The following is a 6,072-nucleotide window of genomic DNA, read 5'->3' on the forward strand; positions in this document are numbered from 1 at the left end:
TGTACAAATTCTATTCAGCAATACATCGGTAGCCACATCATCGAAAGCGCCAGTGACACCATGCTGGCGTAGTTTCTAGCTAACTTATCGTATCTCGTTGATATTGAACGAAAGTGTTTGATTCTTGCGAAAGCATTCTCGACTAAGTGCCGATATTTATACAAGCACCAGTCTACGCTGTTCTTATCTATATCCTGACCATAATTCCTCTTAGGAATGACTGTCTTACCACCTTTCGAGTCAACATATGCTCTGAGTGCTTCGCTGTCATAACCTTTATCGGCGATGAACATATTCACTTCTTTTAAATGGTCAATTAAGCTCTCAGCCCTAGCGATGTCGTTTCTTTGGCCTTCTGATAACTCAAAATAGATTGGCAAGCCACCACTATCAACGACCAGATGAATCTTGGTCGAATTACCGCCACGACTCTTCCCTATACATTCATTATCTGGTGTTTCGGCACCAGTACTATGTTGGTGGGCTTTGACTATCGAGCCATCAGCAAACCCCCAATCGCAACCGGAAATCTTTGCCAACTCATTGAATAATATACCTATAAGTCCATTCTTTGACCACAAGCTAAAACGATGATATGTAGTATTCCAGTCACCAAACTCTGCTGGCAGGTTACGCCATGACATCCCTGTTCTTAGTCGAAAAAGAATACCTTCAAAGGTCATTCTATGTTCAGGTTTATTGCATATGCGGCCTGTGCTCTTCATTATTGGAAGTAGCTTTTCCCACCGCTTATCAGTTAGCATGGTGGACTCGGTTATGGTTTGTTTTTGGCGAAATAATTATAACCTTCACCATGCCGTTTAAAAAATCACCACCAAAGATCAACACGCCTTAGGAAGTTAACTAGTTAATAAGCTTGTCAGCCCAGCGGCTATATGAACAATACAAGTTACGGTGGGGTGCAAACGAAATTCACACCGACAAGCTTCCCAAAAAAGAACCTTTGTTATAGTTATGCCACCAAACTATCTAGATTACTGCGCTTAATTCATCACGCTTTCGAAGATGCGATGTAGTTGTAGGCTAAATCAAGTATAAGTCTTCCTTGCATTAGCCATAAAGTGGTGGCTAATGCAAAAATTTGTCTTTTATACTTCTCTTATCACCGAATAGCCGATCTTTAGATTTTTGGTGATAGTTCCCAATCGCGCTTTTATTGGATTGCAAAGAGCTGTTCAATGTAGCGTGAAGTCGGTTTTTAATGTTGCCGTACCCCGCGCCGTACCCGGATTGGTTTTTATTGAGTCTACAGACCGTTAAATTCCTTATTTAATGAGCTCTAAAAGAACGCCCGCTTCCATATGGTGGGTGTAAGGGAATTGGTCAAACAGGGCGAATCGAGTGATTTTGTGCGTTTGTGATAACACGTCCAAATTCTCTTTGAGCGTATCAGGGTTGCATGAGATGTAGACGATGCGTTGATAGTTTTGCACCATCTTACAGGTATCGATATCCATGCCTGAGCGAGGCGGATCGACAAAAATGGTGTTGCAGTTATAGCTGCTTAAATCCACATTGGCGTCTTTTAAGCGGCGGAATTCTCGTTTGCCTTCGATCGCTTGAGTAAACTCCTCGGCTGACAATCTGAGGATCTGTACGTTGTCTATGTTGTTAGCGGCGATGTTGTACTGCGCAGACTCAACGGAAGGTTTGGCGAGTTCGGTCGCTAATACACGGTCGAAGTTTTGTGCCAGTGCCAGTGAAAAGTTGCCGTTACCGCAGTAGAGCTCAAGCAGATCGCCTTGGCTCTCTTGGGTGCAGTCGACGGCCCATTCCAGCATTTTTTCTGACACTTTACCGTTAGGCTGCGTAAAGCTGTTTTCGACCTGCTGGTAAACGTAAGGCTGGCCGTTCACATCCAGTTTTTCTACCACATAATCTCTATCGAGCACGATCTTCATTTTACGCGCACGGCCAATCAGGTTGAGGTTGAACCCTTCGTCATTTAAGCGTTGTTTCAGCGCTTTTGCTTCCACTGTCCAGGCATCATCGAGCTGACGATGGTATAGGAGCGAGACTAAGATTTCGCCGCTCAGCGTCGAGAGAAAATCGACTTGAAAGAGCTTGCGGCGCAGTATGTCGTTATCTTTTATTGCTTCGAGAAGCAGTGGCATTAAGTCATTGATAAGACGACTGGCCGCCGGAAACTGATCAACGCGGTACTTTTCACGAGTCTCTTGGTTAAACATGATGTAATAGAGATCATCCCCTTCGTGCCACACGCGAAATTCGGCGCGCATGCGATAGTGCTGCTCTGGAGATTTGAACACTTCCAACTCAGGCGCCTCGTAACTGGAAAACATCTCGGTCAAACGAGAGATTTTGTCATCGAGTTGCTGCTGGTAGTGCTGCGGGTTTACATCAAGAGTCGCCATGAATAGTACCTTTGGGGTGATTACCTGGGTGGTGTTTGCCATTTAAGAGCGCAGATTTTATTCAATCCCCGTCTGATGTCCAGTCTTGGTCGCGAAACGGGCGCAATGCGCACTGTAAAACTATAGCTTATAGCCATCTATCACTAGACAAATACCGTCAGGCTCAATACTATGCCTTCAAGCTGGTGCTATCTAGATGTATAGATGGCTGAAAAGGGAATCTGGTGTAAATCCAGAACTGACGCGCAGCGGTAAAAGAGAACGACCCCTCAACACGACACTGCACCACGGGAGGTGTGGGAAGTCGAGGCAGTAGGCCAACAGCTCTTAAGTCCGAATACCTGCCAGCAGCTGAGTTCCATCAACGGCATCCGCCAGAACTCAGTAGGATTTACGCGATTTAGGAACAATATAATGAACAAATCTATTCTAGCGATAGCAGTGGCATCGCTACTTCCTGCTACCTCGAGTTTGGCTCAAGAAGCCGCCGCTGATGAAACCATGGTGGTGACGGCGAATCGTGTTGAGCAACAATTAAAAGACGCACTCGCTCCAGTGGAGGTCGTGACCCGACAAGAAATTGATGCTATTCAAGCAAAATCGCTCTCTGAGGTATTACTACGACTACCGGGGGTTCAGATTGCTAGCCAAGGTGGTGTCGGGCAAAACACAGAGCTTTACGTTCGAGGTCGTTCCACTAAAAATATCTTAGTACTTGTTAATGGTGTACGTATCGGCAGTGCTACAACCGGAGCTGCAAATCTTTCGGCAATACCTCTTGATGGTGTTCAGCGTATTGAAGTGATCAGAGGTGCTAGAGCAGCAGTGTATGGTTCAGATGCCGTAAGTGGCGTAGTTAACGTAATCACGACTAACCCGAACGGTTCATCAAGTAAGGTAAGAGCAGGTTTTGGAAGCTTCGGAAGCTATAACGTAGGCGGAACATTATCTTTGGGTGATACACGTACAGGGTGGTTGAACCTGACTGCCACTCACCAGTCTAGTGATGGTTACAACGTACAACCAACGAGTAGTAACCCGATTGATACAGACGATGATGGTTACACAAGTCAATATCTGGTTCTAGATACGGGTAAAAGACTGAATCAACAGTGGCTAATAAAATCAAACGGGTACTATCAAAAGCATAAAGTCGAATATGACAACCCTTGGACTGGTGTAGATAAAACGGATAGTGACTTATACAGCCTGAGCTTTGCCGGAGAGTATACCCGAAACAACTTTGATTCTTCGCTTTCGTTGACCTCGAATCAAGATAAAGCTAAGTCCTATGGCCAAGGTGCTGCCGAGAGCACAATTTCAACCAATAGAGTCGTGGTTAACTGGGATAACAATCTACAAATCAGTGAGCAGCTTACAGTGCTGGGTGGTATAGATTGGTATCAAGATAAAGTGGATAACACCACCAAAGCGATGAACAACGATTCTAGAGACAACGGAGCAGTCTTTGCTGGTGCTATTTATACCCAAGGCATTGTGTCATTGGAAGGTAACGTTCGATACGATGACAATAGTGCTTATGGTAATTACACTACTTATCAGCTTGGTGGTGGCGTCAGTTTAACAGAGGCCATCAAGCTTGTTGCGTTGCATGGCACAGCTTTCAAAGCGCCGACATTTAATGACCTATATTGGCCAAAAGAATGTGGATTTTGGGGGTGCTATGAGGGTAATCCGAATCTTGTCCCTGAAGAGTCTCAAACTTCAGAGATTGCGATTGAAGGTGAGTACGATATTGCAGGTTTCCGTTTAGCGGCTTATCAAAGTGACGTAGATAAAATGATTGCCAGTAACGGCTCAACGAACGTCAACATCAATAAGGCAAAGATTAAAGGAATTGAGGTAGCGACAAGCTTCCATACAGGCCCTATTGATCATCAAGTCTCTTACGACTACCTAGATGCAAAAGATGATACAACCGGGAAAGATCTTGTTAGACGCGCGCGTCACAGCGGTAAGTGGAACTCATCGTACAACATAGCAGCGTGGCGATTTGACCTGAGTTACCTGTATCAAGGGAAGCGTTACGATGACACTTCAAACACCAAAGTGTTAGATCCATACTCTCTAGTAGATATTGCTGGTACTTACTATTTTGATAATGGACTTAGCCTAGGTGCTAAAGTTGGCAACCTTCTAAATGAAGAGTACGAGACAGCAAGCGGTTATAAAACGCCAGAGCGTAACTACTATGTGAACGCGATATACGAATTTTAACCCAAACGCCGCCTCCAATAGCGAGGCGGTTTTTCTTTTTGGGATAATATATGAAAAATGTCATCATCAGTTGGTCCTCTGGCAAAGACTCCACACTTACCTTGGAACGTTTAATAGAATCATCCGAGTATAACGTTATTGGTTTATATACGACCTATGTCAAAGACGAAGTCCCTTTTCAAGCGACGCCGCTGTCTGTCGTCCGTATGCAAGCACAATTGCTCGGTTTGCCGCTGATTGAGATTGCTTTGCCAGAGGTGTTCCCAAGTAACGAGATCTATCAGCAAAGCATCGTCGACGGCTTACGCAAGAGTGGGTTAGCAATAGACTCTGTCGCATTCGGCGATATGTTTTGCAATGGTATCGCCGACTATCGGCGAAGCTATATTGAAGCTGCGGGATGGGAGTGTGTCTTCCCTCTTCTTGGAGAGAGCAGTCAAGCGTTGGCCAAAGAGATCATCGACAGAGGGATACAAACCTTAGTGGTCACAACGGATGCCGAGCAACTTATCCCGGACTACTGCGGCCTTTGGTACAACTCAGCATTCCTACAATCACTACCCGAGACGGTGGATCCGTGTGGAGAAAATGGTGAATTTCATACATTGGTGACACAAACAAGAAGCTATCAAGGCGAGATAGTGCTGGCGTTGACGCACCAAGAGCACGGAGAGCGCTTCTCACATCAACGTTATCAAGCCTCGATATTGCCAATCGATGCAGAGCGAGTATGATCAGCGCATCTTATTGTGTGGAAGTCGCCTGTGTTCTCTCAGCCAAATGTTCTAATTTTTGATTCCGGTGTTGGTGGGCTTTCTGTCTATCAAGAAATCGAGGCGATCCTACCCCAACTCAACTACTACTACGTTTTTGATAACGAAGCGTACCCTTACGGTGAGCTAGAACACAGGGTGTTGATCGATCGCGTAAAGCAAATCGTGTCTCAATGCGTCGGTCGGTTTCACATCGATCTAGTGGTGATTGCATGTAATACGGCGAGCACCATTGTGCTCCCCACACTTCGTGCCCTGCATGCTATTCCCATTGTTGGTGTTGTGCCGGCGATTAAGCCGGCGTCAAACATGGCCAATAAAGCCGTCGGGTTGATTGCGACGCCAGCGACGGTGACGCGAGAATATACCCATGACCTCATTCGCAACTTCTCCCAGAGTAAACCCGTCGAAATGCTAGGCTCGACAAGGCTGGTGGATATGGCTGAAGAGAAGCTACGTGGGCAAGCAGTAGTACTGGAAGAGTTAGAGGAAGTGCTGCTGCCGATCAAAGGTCACATTGATGTTGCCGTACTAGGCTGTACCCACTTTCCGCTCATCAAAGATGAGATCCAACAGGTGCTCGGTGATGGCGTAATCCTAGTGGACTCCGGTCAAGCTATTGCGAGACGCGTAAAACAGCTGCTGGGTCATGAATTAGCAGCGAG

5 protein-coding genes and 1 riboswitch are annotated in these 6,072 nt (G+C 45.9%); of the genes, 3 read left to right on the top strand and 2 right to left on the bottom strand.

Annotation, left to right across the window (positions count from 1 at the left end; genetic code table 11):
- Positions 1–14: 14 nt before the first annotated feature.
- Both AC6R1A_RS00900 and trmA read right to left on the bottom strand, forming a co-directional pair.
- Positions 15–764, bottom strand: coding sequence for an IS5 family transposase (locus AC6R1A_RS00900; protein WP_500633042.1), 750 nt, complete (start codon positions 762–764; stop codon positions 15–17).
- A gap of 522 nt (positions 765–1,286) precedes the next feature.
- Positions 1,287–2,396 (bottom strand): tRNA (uridine(54)-C5)-methyltransferase TrmA, encoded by a 1,110-nt coding sequence (gene trmA / locus AC6R1A_RS00905; protein WP_500633041.1) that lies wholly within the window; start codon positions 2,394–2,396, stop codon positions 1,287–1,289.
- A 166-nt stretch (positions 2,397–2,562) separates the two neighbouring features.
- Positions 2,563–2,759, top strand: a riboswitch (cobalamin riboswitch).
- Positions 2,760–2,810: 51 nt separating this feature from the next.
- Between trmA and AC6R1A_RS00910 the strand changes: the two genes are divergently transcribed.
- From AC6R1A_RS00910 to murI, 3 genes are all read left to right on the top strand, one after another.
- Positions 2,811–4,634 carry a TonB-dependent receptor domain-containing protein gene (locus AC6R1A_RS00910; protein WP_500633040.1) on the top strand — a complete coding sequence of 608 codons (1,824 nt, stop codon included), beginning with the start codon at positions 2,811–2,813 and terminating at the stop codon, positions 4,632–4,634.
- Between the two features lie 50 nt (positions 4,635–4,684).
- The gene (locus tag AC6R1A_RS00915; RefSeq protein ID WP_500633039.1) at positions 4,685–5,368 is read left to right on the top strand and encodes a Dph6-related ATP pyrophosphatase; all 684 of its coding nucleotides are present in this window, start codon (positions 4,685–4,687) and stop codon (positions 5,366–5,368) included.
- Between the two features lie 30 nt (positions 5,369–5,398).
- Positions 5,399–6,072, top strand: a 674-nt coding sequence (gene murI, locus AC6R1A_RS00920; protein ID WP_500646129.1) for a glutamate racemase, incomplete at its 3' end; no start/stop codon positions are given.

It is taken from the genome of Vibrio sp. R10-SG3-ISO3 (assembly GCF_059834225.1).